Source organism: Aestuariivirga sp. (genome assembly GCF_044238155.1).
Taxonomy (GTDB): Bacteria; Pseudomonadota; Alphaproteobacteria; order Rhizobiales; family Aestuariivirgaceae; genus Aestuariivirga.
Genome location: NZ_JBIIDX010000070.1, coordinates 1 through 16,907 on the forward strand (window position 1 = coordinate 1; position 16,907 = coordinate 16,907).

Here is a 16,907-nt window from a genome sequence, read left to right on the forward strand (position 1 = left end):
ATTGCGATTCTTGGCAGAGACTGACAATGATCTTCACAATTTCAACGACGCAATCGTTCCTCCCATCACAATAAACAAGTTCAGAGTCGCTCAAGGCTACGTTCACCATTCATTTGACGCTTACATGCCGGAGTCATGCATGCCCTACGCCGGCGACCTAATTTTTCCTGTCTCCCTCAAGCAAGGGAGACATAAATTCTACCTGAGGATAAGCCATAATGGTTCTGAGCGCAGCTGATTCGAGTGCCTGCCGCTCAGCATGATCCGCAACCAGCCTTTCACATGTTGTGAGCAGTGAATCATAAGGCACCGCTTTTAGACCAGACAGAAACCGCCGCTCGACAAGGGTATTGGGTCCCAGTTCAGTCACAACCGCCTTTGCGTTCGTCATCAGATAAAAGACGCGAATAATCTCAAAATTCCGCTGATCAAAATACTGCATGTTGAGCACCACCTTGGAACGGGCGATGAGATCATCACGCGCCTTTCCGTATACACCAAGCAGTGCCACAACTTTCATTCCACGCGCTTGGATATCCTGAAGGACTGCAAGACGCCTCTTATTGCGGCTGCCATAGAATAGAACGTCAATGTCAAGTGAAGGTGACTTAGGAATAACCGCTAGTTCCGGCTGATAGCCAACCCTCAGAAGGCGCGCATCCCTAGCACCAAGCATTGTGAGCGTATTGACATTCTTCGCGTTATAGTCCCACACGCGAAATTGCTTTGCATAGGCTACCACTCGCCTCGACCATTTGATGTTGTTCTGGGAAAAAAGTGGCTCGGTGTTCAGAAAAATAGACGAGGCTGGAAAGTCCAGATTCACGCCGTCAGGAATCAGATGGCATCCAACGATGATGTTCGTACGGTTGTTAACAAGCGTATTTGTACCTACGGAGCATGACTTTCCCATTTGTAGGATTGAAAATTTGACCAGGCTTACAAGCTCATCAAATACTCGGGAGTGTATGTAACCTTGAGGCTCAACAACCGATATGTGGTACATGGCTTTTAGGGAACTCTGATCAATGCGTTTGTCAAGTTGCACTTGGTTCCGCAATACGTCAAGGCCGGCGCATGCATGGCGTTGCGGTCATACAGGATAGTGCGCGAACTTCTGAATAGTTGATTCTTCATCGCAGATTGCGTTCTCCCTTGCTTCTAGAATCTTGGGCGGGAACTAATGTTTGCAGACCAGTCCTGCTGCACAGTCTAAGTAATATGTCCATGCTGACTCTTTGTTGCAGATTCTGTTTCATTACCTTCATCAGTGACTCCAACGACACCATAATTGCTGTCGACATCAGATCGTCCAATGACCGCTTTTCACCCCAGCCAAGGCAGCATGCTGGTCTGGCAAGGATATTCTGTGATGCTTTCCTCGACGCAGGGCAGCTCGATTAAAAACTTTCGCAAACGACACTTGGATTTCAGATGGGCAGATAGTGATTGGGCGATGCTCATGTAACAGCCTCTGCCTTGGAGTTGCCGAGGCTCACGTTCTGCCGCATGAACAGGCAGCTCTACGATAACGGCAAGAGGTCTTTCGGGTGACCAGTTGATATTTTCCAAATTTCAGGGAATTTACAACCGGTGATTCCGGCGTTTCTCAAGTCGCATCGAACTCCCGCTTCCCTCTTAACCCTTGAGACAATCGCTACTCCGAAGCGACCTTCGACAGGCCGGATAGCCGAATTGATCTATTGGACCAAATGATCATGCACAAGACTGGCTCTACCAGTTTTCTTCTGAATGATCGAGTGAATGGGCATGAATCGTTGCATTCTGCCGAAACAAAGTCAAACTCCGTTCCAGCAAGCGAGGAAATACTTAGATGACCAGCAAGATTGACCGTCGCGATTTCATGAAAGCGGGAGCAGCCGCCTTTTCTGCAGTGGCATCGGTCGATGTGGGGCCAGCCATGGCACAGGACTCATCCTCACCATCTATCGAGCACCAACTACCAGCCATCTTCCACAACGGCAATATTCTTACCATGGAGGGAGATACACCAGACTATGTGGAAGCCGTAGCGATCAAGGATGGGAAAATTGCCTTTGCAGGACCGATGGAAGGAGCCATTGCGACTGTACCGGAAGCCACGCAGATCGACCTTCAGGGCCATACAATGCTGCCGGGCTTCATTGATTCGTGGGGGCACTTCACGCTCCTTGCACAGCAGACCCTTGGCGTCAATCTTGCTTACTTCAGCCCCACTCCTCCGCGTGACAAGGCTGATGTCATCAAGGCGCTGAAGCAAGCAGTACCGTTCAATGGCTGGATCATCGGTTATGGCTATATTGCAGCCCTGCTGTCGGATGGACCACTCAGCCTGGCAGATCTCGATTCGGCATTTCCAGAAACGCCAGTGATGATCTGTACTCTCTCGACCTTGACAGGTCAGGTCAACAGCGCCGGGATTGCCAAGTTGGGTCTCACAGCCCAGACCGAAGTCACAAAGCCTGGCGAAATCGTCAAGGATCCAGAGACCGGGAAGCTCACCGGCGAGCTGACGTTCACACCCTTTCTTGCAGCACGGGAGGCGGCAGTCGGATCCTACTCCGAGGAACAGACGCTCAGGACTTTCGCGGCTGCTGAGGCTTTGCTGGCTCAGCAGGGTTATACGACGGTTCAGAGCTATCAGCTGACACCTCAGGAGGTGAAGGATCTGCGGACAGCCTTTGACCGGGGCTCTATATCCCTCGATGTCATAGGAATGCCTTCCATATCGGACGCTGCGACAGGAGAGATGGTCAAGAACGCTGACTGGACGTGGGGCGCCTACAGCCATGATGGCCGGGGCCTGAAAATTCCGGGATATCAGGTTGCAACCGATGCGGCTCCCCAGCTTCGACTGGCAGCTTTCAGCAAGCCCTATCTGGATACCACTGGGTTTCCTGACGGCTGGAAAGGCATTCTGTTGCCGCAGGAGATAGTCGAGCATTGGGTGGGCTATGCTTACGAAAATGGCATTCAACTCTTCGTCTACAGCAACGGCGACGCGGGAATTGATCTAAGTCTTGCAGCCATTCAGAAAGCAATTGCAGCGACAGGACGAGCCGATGACCGGCGAACCAGTATCGCACACTCGTATTTCGTGAGGCCAGACCAGTTGGAGATCTATAAGGCCCTCGACATTGGGGCATCCATGATGCCACCTCACATGATGATCTATGGCGACCTTCAGATGAAGCTGCTGGGACCGGAACGGGCGAGCCTCGAGTCACCTCTGGCCTCTGCTTCGAAGCTTGGCCTGCGGACAATGCTGCACTGTGATTGCCCGTCTGCTTCTCCAAACATGATGGAAGCCATCTGGACTGCCGTAAGCCGGAAGACACTCTCCGGGCAGGTGCTGGGACCGGAAGAGCAGATCAGTCCATATGCTGCACTGCTTGCAGCAACCCGGAATGTCGCCTACAGCTATCGCGAAGAGACCTCGAAGGGTACGATTACCGCAGGCAAGTCCGCCGACCTCGTGATCATTGACGCCAATCCCCTTACTGTTCCTCCAGACATGATCAGGGAGATCAAGGTGGTTGAAACCATCAAGAGAGGAAAGACGCTCTATCGCGCCTAGAGCGCCTTAGGTCGGTAAGAACCTGATCTGATCCTGGCGATTTCAACTTTCAGGAGACCGACCTGTCATGACTGTCGCGGTGCGCCTTGGCGACACAGCAGCAGAGAGTTTGTCATGCAAGCCCCGCGACATGCGCAAGGGTGCATTCTGTGCCCTTGAACCAGTTGTCGGTCTGGCTTCTTGCAAAGGCAGCGCGAAACACTCCGCTTTGGCCACATCACCATGGGCATCCTCCATGCCAACCCAGGCCAGGGGCCGGGTTCTTGCGGTTTTGCAAGTTCCGTAAGGCGCGGCCATGCAGGATCACCATGCAATATGCCCGGTTTGAGATCTGCCGCTGCACAAGATGGCACGTCAATTTCTTGTTTCAGGTGCACGAGGCTGTCACGGGACTTGGCAAAATATGGCCAAGGCCAAAGAATTGTCAGCCTAGAAATCGGTCCAGTACATTCCGGGTGACCTGAATGACCGCTGCGTCCCCGCGGGCCAGGCCCATGACCCAGTCACAGGTACCAGCATGAAAGACCTCACCCCTGCCCTTGGCAAAACTGACAATCATGCCGCAGCCACGCTTGGTGGCCTCGACGGCGGCAGCATCGCTCCGACCAGTGAGTACTGATGCAACATACTCCGCATCCTCGCTACCGAGAAAGCTATGGCCAGGGCGGATCGTCGGACCTTCCTCCAGTGTTGCAGACAGGCCCAGTGCGAGTATCGAGATGCCGTCCGGTGCCCGGGAAGGATCGGCCGGATACGGAAGGCCGCCCCGGATTTCATAAGGCAAGCCGTCGACCTCATAGCCAAAGATGCATGACCGGGCACCGAGTATGTCACCATAATAAAGCCCGGTACCAGCAAAGGCCCAATGTTCCGGTCGGTAAACTGGAAAGCCTTTTGCACCACGGGGCGAGCAACCCGACCATGAGGCATAAAGGCCGTGCGTGGCATTGAGACCGAAACTTGCTGCGCCAGGCCTGCCAATTTCTGGCGCTTCCCACGACTCAGTGACCAAATGACGCGGACCGGTCACCATCAGTGGATCCTCGGCGCGGGCCAAGTATTTGTAGCAGACCTGCCGCCGACCTTCTTCTTCAAGCCGGATCTGCCACATGAAATTTCCTGCGAACCGGGCAACGCGACCACCGCGCATGACGTAGGCATCAACAGCGTCACGCATCTCCCAGGACCAGTACTCATCATGCCCAACGAGGGCAATACACGGGTATCCGTCGATCAGATCCGGATCAAGATGAAGATCAGTCTGACTGATGATGTCGGGTTGATAGCCTGCTCCCTCCGCCCAGCGTACAAAGTGGCTTTCGAAACTGGCCCAGCCGGCCGACATGTATTTCTTGGAATAGCCATTGGCATAGGCCCACTCCATATGTGGATAGCGTGGCTCCGACATGAGTGGGGGGTCCTCGGTCAGCACGGCACGCGGCGCCTCCGGTGGCAAGCTGGCAAAACCGCGGGCTAGCGGGCGCTCGATGCTGAGGATGGGAGAAAAGCGATTGCCCTCCGGGCCGCAATAGCCCTGGTAATGGTTCGAGCCGCCCCAATCATTATAAGCTGTCCAGGTCGCAGTGGCCGCAATCAACAACAAACGCTTATGCCGCATATTCCGCTGCCCTGGCCTGACGATGAAGACGTGTTCATGAACATCAGCGCCAGCATGGCTGCGAAGAATATAGCCACCTGACGGCCAGTCGGCACCAATCGAAAACTCGAGCGACACCGGCCAGCCACAACCGACAACCGAGCAATCCGACGGCGTATCGCGCCAGGTTCCGCGCAGTCCATCGAAACGAAGCATGGATTGCCGCATGTGCCCGTCACGGATTACCTCGACCGCATAGCTGGATTGATTTGTACACGTACTCACCTTAACGAGATCTCCAGCCTTGTAGGATAACCTGCTGGTGTAACTCCAGATACGAGGCTCGCGCGGTGCTTCGGCGAAGGGCCGTTCGGCATAATTCCCAAGTACTGCCTGTTTAAGCCAGGCTTCGTCGCGCTCTGGAAAAACCCCACTCATTTTTTCAACGCTCCGGCAATGGCCTCAAACATGGCGAGCGTCAGCCGGTCAAGATGATCATCCGCCGGGATTGGCTGCGAAGACTGTTTCACCACAACCACGTTTGCGCCTGAATCAATATAGATCCACTGTCCATGAATACCGATGGCACAGATCACCTCACCAGATGGCTGCGGCACATACCACTTGGACCTGTAGCGACCACGTGGAAAGAGGCTGGCCATTTCGCCACGAGACCAGGCGAGCGCATCCCCATTGTGACGAATGTCATCAATCCATTTCTTTGGTACGACTTGGTTGCCGCCGTGGTTGCCGTCAGACCTTATCAACTCGCCAAATCGGGCAAGATCGGAGAGCGTCGTACAAATCCCGCCCGCAGTCCGCGGAGCACCGAACCGATCAAGCGTGATGATGGCACCTGTTGCCATTCCCGCAGGTTGCCAGATGGCACGCGAGAGTAGCGTAGCAAAAGGTGCGCCACCCGCACGCTCAAGAATCCAGCCCAGCATATCGGTATTGGGCGAAACATAATGAAAGCGGTGCCCATGTTCGTACATCGCTTTTGGCAAACCCGCCACGAAGGCTTGGAGGCCCTCAACATCAGACACAGCGCCAGGAGGATTCCAGCCCATGGCAACCCGGTAGCGAGCAACATCACCCAGGGGATCAAGATAGTCTTCCGTGAAACGAATGCTGACGGTCATGTCGAGGACATGACGTACCGTACAATCACCATAGGCTGAATGACCGGCCTCAGGGACATAGCGCGTGACAGGGGCGTCGGGATCGAGAAGACCCTGCTCGACCAGCACACCGGCAAGCATGGCAGATATCGACTTGCTGACGGAGAACACGATATGGCGAGCCTCAGGCGACTGATTAAGGTAGCGCTCAACGATGCGCGCACCATCCTGGAGAACCATCAAACCATCGGTATGCGTGAGCCCAAGCACAGTCTCGGCTGACAGAACCTCACCCTGCCACCGCACTGGAACGTCCGCGAGATCGAGTGCTGCGCCCATCGGCAACATGCCACCACTGACAGCCCCGGAGATTGGCGCTACGGGCAAAAACTCGTGCACATGGGTAAAACCCCAGATACTGTGGGGATGCTGTCGCCAATTGGCGAGGCTTGCCTCTGGAGATTTGTCGCCCATGCTGCTCCTGCCTGCACTGATTGCCACAGACTAAAGCAGATTCCGGCCAGATTGAAACAGGTCACGGCAGGCCTTTCCTGCAGAGGCCTCCACAAGGTCGATTGACGTTCAGGCAGCGATATACTTGATTGGCCTGGGTTGATGGGACGGTGGCGGCCACAGGCGATTGTCGGGTGGCAGCGGTTGAAATGAACTCCACCGCAGAAAGGCGTCAGTATAACTGGCAGGATCTATGCTCTCACCCTCGCGATCAAGGAGCAAATCGATGCCAACTTCTTCGTAGCAGGCAAGATTGGCCAAGTTGGGTTGAGGCAACGTTCCGGTCTGGAATTCGCCCCACATTCGATCATAAAGGACTTCAAGTTCTCTGACGAGCCGGGGGGTATCAAACAACGGGGCGGCAGTTCTTGCCTCTGTCAGTCGCTGGCGCAACCCAGCGATTGCACCAGGAGTCATGGCAAGAGTTGTTGCGCGGGCTACATAGTCGTCAAGATTCTCGCAGACGAGTTCTGACAGCCCCGCCGACCGGACCAGCCCGGCACAGACACGCGCAGCGAAGCCACGGCCCTCGAGGGTGACAACCGGTGTTCCCATCCACATTGCGTCAGAAGCGGTGGTATGCGCACCATAGGGGAAGGTATCCAGAAAGAGATCAGCCAGAACATAGCGGGCAAGATGCTGGGGATTTGGCCGCTTTGGTGCAAAACAGATGCGTTCAGGCGCAATGCCGGCAGCTGCAGCCATTTGACGCAGCCGCGCGTCGGTCTCAGGCGACGACTGGAGCAGCCAGAGGACGCTGCCAGCAACGCCCGACAGGATCTTCATCCAGGCGGCGAAGACCTGGGGCGTGATCTTCTGCGTGCCGTTCAGGCAGCAGAATACAAACCCGGTGTCGGGAAGTCCTTCTGCCCTGCGCTGCGGCAGCTCTGTCGCAATTCGGCGATTCCTGTCATTTGGCTGATAACAGGAAAGCCGGACAACCTTCTCGGAGAAATAGATCTCGTTTGCCTGAGGCACAATATGAGCATCGGCAATGATGTAATGGTGATAGGCTGTTCCCATGCTGCCGGGAAATCCATACCAATTGACCTGGATCGGGGCTGGTTGCCGGGCAAATACACCTGTCCGGGCATCACGCGTGTAGCCATTGAGATCCACCAGAATGTCGATCTGGTCTGCAGCCACTTTGGCTGCTGCTTCATCGTCCGATAACGCTGCGATATCAGTCCAGCTTTTGACAGCCGAGCGAATACGCGCCTTGGTCTCATCCTCTCGCTCAATGCCGCAATAATAGGCATGAATGTCAAACTGATCAGCGTCATGCAGTTCCATGACCTCCGAAATCCCAAAACCCACCGCATGCTCGCGAAGATCAGAAGAGACATACCCCACCTTCAGACGAGGGGGGCGCTGAGCCATGCGAGTGGTATGATCAGGCGTCGCAGTCTTTGGGCGGGCAACGTTCAGTTTTGCATAGACAGCCGAGCGCGCGAGTTGGAATACCGGGTCATCAAACAGGACGGCAGCAGACAGTGGCGAGATACTTGCAAGCAAGCGCCGGCTTTCCACGCCATCCCATCCGTTAATGGCAGGCCATTTACATTGTTTCTGCCGCAATGCAATCCAATGCTGCACGGCTTGTGACTGATCTGGCGACAGATCGATAACCTGCCGCAACGTATCCTCAGCCGCCGCTTCAAGGTGATTCGTCTCCAGCACACGCCCAGCCTGCAACAGCGCCATCAGCTTGTGCCGCAAGGCCGACCCGGTTATAACGCCTGTTCTTGAAGCAAGTGCCAGCCACTGCTGGACGGCCAAGCCAGGCTGACCACTTTCTTCCAGCAGCCGGCCAAGATTGATGTAGGGAGGATGAAAGTCCGGATTGATCCGGATTGCCTCACGCAGAGCATTTATAGCGCCATATTGGTCTCCACTGCGCTGCAATACTACCGCCATATTGAAATAGGCTGCAGCAAGGTGCGGATCATCTGGATTAAGCGCAATCCAGCGACTGTAGAGGACAGCGGCTGCCGCAGCAGATTGGGTTGCTTCGAGGCACTCGGCCTCACGGAACAGCTCGGCGATCGAGGGCTGCAAGGCGATGATTTATCCCTGTTTAGCTGTTGCTGATGAGGATCAAGGCGGCAATCTGTTCAGTATTCATCAAGCCAAGCTGAGAAGTGGTGAAGGCATTCGCCTGCGCACTCGTCAATTCAGCAATCTGGCTGGTCGTAATGCCGCTGATACTCGCTGTTGCGAGTGAAGGAATTCCGCTCGTCTCAGTCAGTGCGGAAAAGTTCGTTGTGCTGAGAGCTGTAAGCTGGGTCGCCGTAAGCGCTCCGGCCTGAGTTGTGGTAAGCGCCGCGAATATGGTCGTTCCAAGGCTGTTGAGGGCGCTCGGCTGGATGGCGCGGAACTGATTGGCGTCAAGAGAACCAATCTGGGTTTCGGTAAGACGCGTAAGGCTCGTTGATGTCAGGCCAGCGACCTGCAGTGTCGAGAAAGATGACGCCGCAAGCATCGTGATCTGCGCCGTGTCAAGATCGTTGAGCTGGGTTGTGCTCAGGCCGCGTAGCTGGGTTGATGTGAACTGGCCAAGCTGGGTATCGGAGAAGTCAGAAATCGCCGCTGTGCTGAGAAGCCCCAGCTGTGAGGATGTAATGGCTGCGAGCTGTGTGGTTGTCCACTGTTGTATGTCCGTAGAGGACAGGGCAGCCAAGGCAGTTGCAGACAGGGATGCGAGTTGAGTTGCTGCAAGAGTCTGGACCTGCGTGCCTGTCAGATTGCCTGCGGCGGTGGCATTGAGCCCTGCCACCTGCTGGGTGCTGAGCTTGGTCAGTTCGAGGACTTCAAGATAAGACGAGTCGATGGCGTTGAGCTGTGCTGCCGTGAGTCCCCGCAGCTGTGATGACGTCAGGTTTGAAAACTGGGTCGTCGAGAAATCACCTATCTCCGTCGCCGAAAGTCCAACAAGCTGCTGCGACGTCAGCGCTGCGAGCTGAGTGGTAGACCATCCCTGAATTTCGTCAGAACTCAATGCGGCGAGACCGGTTGCGGCGAGCACGGCAATCTGAGGTGCAGCGAGCGCCTGAACCTGAGCGGTTGAGAGAGCATCAAGCGCGGTTACGGTCATGCCGCGTATCTGTGCGGTAGAAAGATCAGGAGCGTTGAGAGCGTTAAGTTGCGTGGTGGCCAGATTATTGAGCTGGACCGTGGTGAGGCCCCGAAGCTGCGTAGTGGAGAGAAGGCCAAGCTGCGTATCAGAAAAGTTTGCCAGTGCCGTCGTGCTCAAAAGTGACAACTGACGAGTGGTGATGGCCGCGAGCTGGGTTGTGCTCCAGACCTGAAGATCAGTGGAGTCAATCGCCGCCAGGGCAGTTGCAGTCATGGCGGTGATCTGGGTTACGCTGATGGCACGGGCCTGGGTTGAGGTGAGCGCATCAATGGCAGTGGCATTGAGGCCAGCAAACTGGTTGGCCGAGAGATCCACGATGTTGAGAGCATTGAGTTGCGTGGATGCAAGATTGTTCAACTGCGTCGCTGTCAGGCCGCGAAGCTGGGTCGTTGTCAGCTGGCCAAGCTGGGTGTCAGAGAAGTCTGCGAGCTGAGTGGTCGAAAGTGCGCTGAGCTGCTGAGACGTAATCGCGCCAAGCTGGGTTGTGGACCAACCCTGAATTTCGTCCGAGGCCAGGGCTCCGAGGCCAGTTGCGGTCAGAGCTGTGATCTGCGTGGCTGTCAGCGATTGGGCCTGGGCGGTGGTTAGCGCATCAAGTGCAGTGGCATTCATGCCTCGAATCTGATTCACAGATAGGTCTGCCGCATTAATGGCATTTAGCTGAACCGTGCCAAGACTATTCAGCTGCGTTGTGGTCAGCCCACGCAGCTGGGTTGTCGTAAGCTGGCCTAGTTGGGTCTCTGAAAGGTCTGCCAGCGCCGTTGTCGAAAGACCTGCGAGCTGACGCGAGGTGAGAGCGGCAAGTTGCGTAGTTGACCAGCCCTGGATTTCCTCGGAGCTCAGGGCGTCAATGCTTGCCGTTGCCAGAACGCCGATCTGGGCAGCAGATAGTGATTGCGCCTGTGTGGTGGACAGGGCTGCAGCAGCCGTTGCATTGAGACCGCGGATCTGGGTTGTGGTAAGATTCGCGATGTTTACGGCGTTGAGCTGTGTGGCGCCAAGATTGTTGAGTTGGGTAACGGTGAGCCCGCGGACCTGAGTTGTGGTGAGCAGGCCAATCTGGGACTCTGCGAAGTCACTGATGGCAGTTGTGCTGAGTCCGGCGATCTGCCGCGTTGTCAGAGCAGCCAGCTGAGTGGTTGTCCAGGCCTGGATGTCGGTTGTTTCCAGTGCTTCCACGGCGTAGGCCTGAAGTACGCCAATCTGCGTCGACGTCAGCGCAGCGGCCTGAGTGTCTTCCAGATTGATGATGGTTGTTGCAAGAAGCGACCGGATTGCTGCGGTCGAGATCGCCTGAATTTGTGTTGTATCAAGTGCGGAGAGATCCGTTGTCTCCATCGCGTTGATCTGAGTTGCCGTCAAGGCTCCGACCTGACTACTGCTCAATGCCTGGACGTCGGTCACGGAGAGCGACTGGATGGCGGTGGTGCTGAGCGATGCGATCTGCCGCGTGGACAGAGAGGAAACGATCGACATCAGAGGAGCTCCCCTACGGACGCACGCGTCTTGCGTCCCGGCTAAACCTTTCAATCTGGAACATACATGCTGACCCCACAACCCTGTGCGAGACTGAAGCGCCTGTCGGACAAGGGTTGGGGCAATGCAAGCGGCGGCATCATGCCCGCGGGCCAATCATAGCCCGGCTTCCGCAATGCAAGAGTCTAGATGGCAGTTCTGAACGACGCGTTAAAAAATTTTCTAGACATCAAGGTTGGCGACGCTGAGAGCGTTTTCGCGAATGAAATCACGCCGGGGCTCCACCACATCTCCCATCAGCTTGGTGAAGATATCGTCAGCTACATCAAGCTCTGATACCTTGACACGCAATAGCGTGCGTACATTCGGGTCGAGGGTCGTTTCCCACAATTGTTCGGGGTTCATTTCGCCAAGGCCTTTGTAGCGCTGCATGGTGATGCCTTTGCGGCCAACGGCAAATATGGCATCCAGAAGACCAGTCGGGCCATGGATGATGGTCTCGCCATCCTTGCGCCGAAGCCGCGCGGGCTTGCCATAGATCTCCTGAAGATGATCCGCCCTGCGGTCAAGCCGGAGTGCATCGGCCGAGCCGATAAGCTTGCCATCGAGCATCCAGCTTTCCTTCACACCGCGCACTTCGCGGGCGAAGCTCAGGCCCCCATCAGATGTGGGCTCACCAATCCAGCCTCGTTCCGTTTCCTCGGCAATGGCATCAAGCCGGCGGGCGATGTAGGAGGCGGCGGCAGCCGCCTGCTCGGGGCTTGCCAAAACCTCCGGATTGAGTACGCCGGCAATCGCGGCCTGCTCAATCAGTGGCCGCGGATAGCGGGAATGAAGCGCGTCAAGAGCCGCACGCACTCCAAGAGCTTCTTCGACGATTGTACGGAGATCCGCTCCTGCACGCTCGGTGCCATCAGCCAGAACAAGCGTGGTATTTTCGAGTCCGGTATCAATGAGATAAGACTCGAGAGCCTTTGAATCCTTGAGATACTGCTCCGAAGAACCACGCTTCACTTTGTAGAGCGGTGGTTGGGCGATGAACAGGTGTCCACGCTCGATCACCTCCGGCATCTGGCGATAGAAGAACGTGAGCAATAGAGTGCGGATATGCGCACCATCGACATCAGCATCCGTCATGATGACGATCTTGTGATAACGAAGCTTCTCGATATTGAATTCTTCACGGCCAATACCGGTGCCAAGCGCAGTGATGAGTGTTCCAATTTCTGCAGATGACAGCATCTTGTCGAAGCGTGCACGCTCGACATTGAGGATCTTGCCCCGCAGCGGGAGGACTGCCTGGTTTTCACGCTGTCGCGCCTGCTTGGCGGAACCACCAGCCGAGTCGCCCTCGACGATGAACAGCTCCGACTTCGCCGGGTCACGTTCCTGACAGTCGGCAAGCTTACCAGGCAGCGAAGAGACATCAAGCGCTCCCTTGCGGCGGGTCAACTCGCGGGCTTTGCGTGCCGCTTCACGAGCGGCAGCGGCCTCCACAACCTTGGACACGATTGCCCTGGCCTCGCCTGGATGCTCTTCGAACCAGGCGCCAAGCTGATCATTGACAAGGCCTTCGACTACGGGCCGTACTTCCGAAGACACCAGCTTGTCTTTCGTTTGAGATGAAAACTTCGGATCAGGCACCTTGACCGACAAGACGCAGGTAAGCGCTTCTCGCGCATCATCGCCGGTGAGCTGTACTTTCTCCTTCTTGGCGATGCCGCTGTCATTGGCATAGTTGTTGACCACGCGGGTCAAAGCGCCCCTGAATCCGGCAAGATGGGTTCCACCGTCGCGCTGCGGGATGTTGTTGGTGAAACACAGTACATTCTCATGATAGCTGTCGTTCCACCACAGCGCACAATCAACTGTTATTCCATCCTTTTCGCCATGAATCATGATCGGATCGGGCAGAACGGCCTGCTTGGTGCGGTCGAGATACCGAACGAAGGCAGCGATCCCACCTTCATAGAACAACTCGACGTCGCGCGGCTCTACTCCCCGCTTGTCTGCGAGCAGGATACGGACACCCGAATTGAGGAAGGCAAGTTCACGGAGCCGGTGTTCGAGCGTCGCAAAGTCGAACTCGGTCTTGGTGAAGGTCTGCGGAGAGGGCAGGAATGTCACTTCGGTGCCACGCCTGCCGGGCGCTTTACCGACGATCTTGAGCGGGGCATCGGCTTCACCATGGGTGAAGCTCATGAAATGTTCCTGGTCGTTACGGAAGATCGTGAGCTTCAGCTTGGTGGAGAGGGCGTTGACGACGGAGACGCCGACACCATGCAGTCCACCGGAGACCTTGTAGGAATTCTGGTCGAATTTTCCGCCAGCATGCAGCTGGGTCATGATGACCTCTGCGGCAGAGACACCTTCGCTTGGATGGATGTCGGTGGGAATGCCCCGGCCATTGTCGGTGACTGTGCAGGAGCCATCCGCATTCAGCGTGACCGTGACACGCGTTGCATGTCCGGCGAGGGCCTCGTCGATGGCATTATCCACCACCTCGTAGACCATGTGATGAAGACCCGAACCGTCATCGGTGTCACCGATGTACATGCCTGGGCGTTTGCGCACTGCATCGAGCCCCTTAAGGACCTTGATCGCATCTGCACCATAATTGCCACTGGCAGCATTATCTGTTTCTGACATCACTCGTCCATCGCTTCCCTGACCTCGCCGTCCTCCACATGGAAGACCACTCCCGTCTCACCAATCGCCTCGAACAGCTGGGCGTCCGTTCCCGTCATCCAGCTCTGGGACCCAAGTGCCGCCAGAGCCTCCAGCAAACTCCTCCGCCGCAACCGGTCGAGATGGGCGGCCACCTCGTCGAGCAGCAGGATGGGCGGCACGCCGGCCACCGCCCGAACAGCTCGCGCCTGGGCCAGAACCAGACCAATGAGCAGCGCCTTCTGCTCACCGGTGGAGCACTGCCCGGCCGGCATCGCCTTTGGGCCGTGCTGCACCTCCAGATCGCTGCGGTGAGGGCCCCTCAGGGTCCGGCCCGCGGCGCGATCCAGCCCACGCGAATCGCTCAGGATTCTACGATATTCGTCTTCCACTTGCACGGCAGGCTTTTGCGCCACCAGCGCCTCCAGTTCGCCCTGGAGGGCTAACTCCGCCCACGGGAAGGAACTCTCAGACCGGGCCTCTGTGATATGGGCCTTCAGCGCCTCCAATCCAACCAGCCGGGCGGCCGCAATTGCCACGGCTGCCTCCGCCATCTGTGCTTCGAGACTGCCCAGCCAGGCCGTGTCGGGCTGCTTCTCCTCGAGCAGAAGATTGCGCTCCCGCATCAGCCGCTCAAAGACAGAGGCCCGGGCTGCATGTTCAGGGTCACAGGCCGCTACCAGGCGGTCCAGGAAGCGGCGACGCTCCGAGGCGGGCCCAGCAAACAGCCTGTCCTGGGCAGGCGTCAGCCAGATCAGGCGCATGGCGCCCGCGAGGGCTGTCAGGCTTTTCTGGACCACTCCATCCATGACCACGATTCGTCCGCCGCCATCGCCAGCTTCCGACTGGCCGCTCCAGCCAGTCCCTATTGCAGCTAGACCCGATTCGGTCTCCACGCCGGCGGCGATTGCCCAACTGGGCGCAGCGCCCTGCCTGGCCAGTTCCTCGAAGCCCGCACCGCGCAGCCCCCGGCCGGGTACGAGCAAAGAAATAGCCTCAAGGATATTGGTCTTGCCTGCTCCATTTGCTCCCGCCAGAGCCACCAGCTGCGCCGACGTTTCAATCCGCAGCGCGGCATAGTTCCGGAAGCCCGTCAGGGTTAACCGGCGGATTGCGCGTAGAGGAGACCCGGTCACTAACAGGCTTATACCCGCATGGGCATGAGCACATAGAGGGCCTGCTCATCCGCAGGATCACGGATGATGGTGGGAGAGCCAGAATCCGCCAGATGGAACTCCATCTTGTCGGACTTCATCTGGCCGGCCACATCCATCAGGTAGCGGGCATTGAAGCCGATATCGATCGGTCCTGCTCCATAGTCACAGACGACCTCCTCCTCAGCTGAACCTGAGTCAGGATTGTTGACGGCCAACACCACCTTGTTGCCACCAATCTGCAGCTTTACGGCACGGCTCTTTTCCATGGAGATGGTGGAGACCCGATCAACGGCAGCAGCAAAGGACGCTGTGTCGAGCGTCAATGTCTTGTCGTTGTTACGCGGGATCACACGTTCATAATCGGGGAAAGTACCATCAATGAGCTTGGAGGTGAGCACGAGATCACCCGCCGAAAATCGTATTTTTGCAGCAGAGAGCGCCACATCGACAGCTCCGTCGATGCCCTCGAAGAGCTTGACGACCTCCAGAACGGTCTTCCGCGGCACAATCACACCCGCCATGCCTTTCGCGCCTTCTGGCCGCACAATCTGCGCCTGAGCAAGACGGTGGCCGTCAGTCGCAACGGCCCGGAGCAAGCCCCCGGCGGGAACTTCATGGAGATATATGCCGTTGAGATAGTAGCGCGTCTCCTCCGAGGAAATAGCAAACCGGGTTTTCTCGATCAAACCCAGCAGATCAACCGCCGTGACTGCAAAGCTATTGGGAAAATCGCCCGCTGCAAGATCGGGGAAGTCCTCATGCGGCAGGGCCTGCAGGGAGAAACGGGAACGGCCGGCAAAGATCGACATGCGCTGACCGTCTTTGGCATGCTCAAGCTCGAGCTGGGCGCCATCAGGAAGCTTTCGCACAATATCATAGAGCATGTGGGCGGGTACCGTCGCCGCACCACCACGGCTTACGTCGGCGGGCACGCTTTCGACGATTTCTATATCGAGATCAGTCGCGGTCAACTTCAGGCGACCTTGCGCAGCCTGCAACAGGACATTCGAGAGTATGGGGATTGTATTGCGACGCTCCACCACACTCTGAACATGCGTGAGTGCCTTGAGGAAGGCTGACCTTTCGATCGTAACGCGCATAGCCGGATAATCCCTCATTGGACTGCCCGGCCGCCTGCCGGGCCGTAAACTTTGGCCCGGTTGAACATGAAGTTCAAGGGGAAGATTCCAGTTTTATCCTTGTTCCACAAGGCGGATCAGCAAGGCCACCTCGCGGGCAAGGCGGTCATCTGTCTTGATCTGATCCTCAATTTTCCGCACAGCGTGCAGCACAGTCGAGTGATCACGCCCACCAAACCTGCGGCCTATTTCCGGCAGCGAGCGTGCAGTCATCTTCTTTGCCAAATACATGCCAATCTGGCGTGGGACGACGACACTCCGGGCGCGCCGCGGGGACAGAAGATCTGTACGTCCCACATTGAAGTGACGGCCCACCACCTTCAGAATATCGTCGATCCTGATGCGTGAGCCATCGGGGGCAGCCTGCATATCCCGCAGGACCAGAGAAGCCAGATCGAGTGTCACCGCCGCCTGATTGAACTGCTGATATGCAGCGATGCGGTTCAGCGCACCTTCCAGTTCACGCCCCGACCCTACGATGCGATTTGCAACAAATTCCAGCACCTCAGGGGGGATGAGGACTG

The 16,907-nt window shown here is 56.8% G+C and carries 10 protein-coding genes; 1 reads left to right on the top strand and 9 read right to left on the bottom strand.

Features of this window, described 5'->3' with window-relative positions:
• Nucleotides 1-157 precede the first annotated feature (157 nt).
• The gene (locus ACILRN_RS09005) at nucleotides 158-1,048 is read right to left on the bottom strand and encodes a hypothetical protein (protein WP_395687510.1); all 891 of its coding nucleotides are present in this window, start codon (nucleotides 1,046-1,048) and stop codon (nucleotides 158-160) included.
• Nucleotides 1,049-1,834: 786 nt separating this feature from the next.
• Here ACILRN_RS09005 and ACILRN_RS09010 point away from each other — a divergent pair.
• Nucleotides 1,835-3,577, top strand: coding sequence for an amidohydrolase (locus tag ACILRN_RS09010; RefSeq protein WP_395687512.1), 1,743 nt, complete (start codon nucleotides 1,835-1,837; stop codon nucleotides 3,575-3,577).
• Nucleotides 3,578-4,001: 424 nt separating this feature from the next.
• Here ACILRN_RS09010 and ACILRN_RS09015 read toward each other — a convergent pair whose 3' ends face one another.
• The 8 genes from ACILRN_RS09015 to ACILRN_RS09050 all read right to left on the bottom strand — a co-directional run.
• Entirely contained in the window at nucleotides 4,002-5,612 is a 1,611-nt protein-coding gene (locus tag ACILRN_RS09015) for a N,N-dimethylformamidase beta subunit family domain-containing protein (protein WP_395687514.1), read from the bottom strand.
• The gene (locus tag ACILRN_RS09020; protein WP_395687516.1) at nucleotides 5,609-6,769 is read right to left on the bottom strand and encodes a serine hydrolase domain-containing protein; all 1,161 of its coding nucleotides are present in this window, start codon (nucleotides 6,767-6,769) and stop codon (nucleotides 5,609-5,611) included. Before ACILRN_RS09020 ends, ACILRN_RS09015 begins: the two co-directional genes overlap by 4 nt.
• Before the next feature lie 108 nt (nucleotides 6,770-6,877).
• Nucleotides 6,878-8,866, bottom strand: a complete 1,989-nt coding sequence (locus ACILRN_RS09025; protein ID WP_395687517.1) for a glycosyl transferase — start codon at nucleotides 8,864-8,866, stop codon at nucleotides 6,878-6,880.
• A gap of 19 nt (nucleotides 8,867-8,885) precedes the next feature.
• Entirely contained in the window at nucleotides 8,886-11,420 is a 2,535-nt protein-coding gene (locus ACILRN_RS09030; RefSeq protein WP_395687518.1) for a beta strand repeat-containing protein, read from the bottom strand.
• A gap of 222 nt (nucleotides 11,421-11,642) precedes the next feature.
• Nucleotides 11,643-14,069 carry a DNA topoisomerase (ATP-hydrolyzing) subunit B gene (gyrB, locus tag ACILRN_RS09035; protein WP_395687519.1) on the bottom strand — a complete coding sequence of 809 codons (2,427 nt, stop codon included), beginning with the start codon at nucleotides 14,067-14,069 and terminating at the stop codon, nucleotides 11,643-11,645.
• Nucleotides 14,069-15,223, bottom strand: coding sequence for a DNA replication/repair protein RecF (gene recF, locus ACILRN_RS09040; protein ID WP_395687521.1), 1,155 nt, complete (start codon nucleotides 15,221-15,223; stop codon nucleotides 14,069-14,071). Before recF ends, gyrB begins: the two co-directional genes overlap by 1 nt.
• Nucleotides 15,224-15,231: 8 nt before the next feature.
• Nucleotides 15,232-16,344 carry a DNA polymerase III subunit beta gene (gene dnaN / locus ACILRN_RS09045; RefSeq protein WP_395687523.1) on the bottom strand — a complete coding sequence of 371 codons (1,113 nt, stop codon included), beginning with the start codon at nucleotides 16,342-16,344 and terminating at the stop codon, nucleotides 15,232-15,234.
• A gap of 93 nt (nucleotides 16,345-16,437) precedes the next feature.
• Nucleotides 16,438-16,907: helix-turn-helix domain-containing protein (locus ACILRN_RS09050; protein ID WP_395687525.1), on the bottom strand; the 470-nt coding region annotated here is incomplete at its 5' end.

Coding starts and splice junctions, on each gene's coding strand:
- ACILRN_RS09010 (WP_395687512.1), top strand. CDS start 1,835: ATGACCAGCAAGATTGACCGTCGCGATTTCATGAAAGCGGGAGCAGCC.
- ACILRN_RS09015 (WP_395687514.1), bottom strand. CDS start 5,612: ATGAGTGGGGTTTTTCCAGAGCGCGACGAAGCCTGGCTTAAACAGGCA.
- ACILRN_RS09020 (WP_395687516.1), bottom strand. CDS start 6,769: ATGGGCGACAAATCTCCAGAGGCAAGCCTCGCCAATTGGCGACAGCAT.
- ACILRN_RS09030 (WP_395687518.1), bottom strand. CDS start 11,420: ATGTCGATCGTTTCCTCTCTGTCCACGCGGCAGATCGCATCGCTCAGC.
- gyrB (WP_395687519.1), bottom strand. CDS start 14,069: ATGTCAGAAACAGATAATGCTGCCAGTGGCAATTATGGTGCAGATGCG.
- dnaN (WP_395687523.1), bottom strand. CDS start 16,344: ATGCGCGTTACGATCGAAAGGTCAGCCTTCCTCAAGGCACTCACGCAT.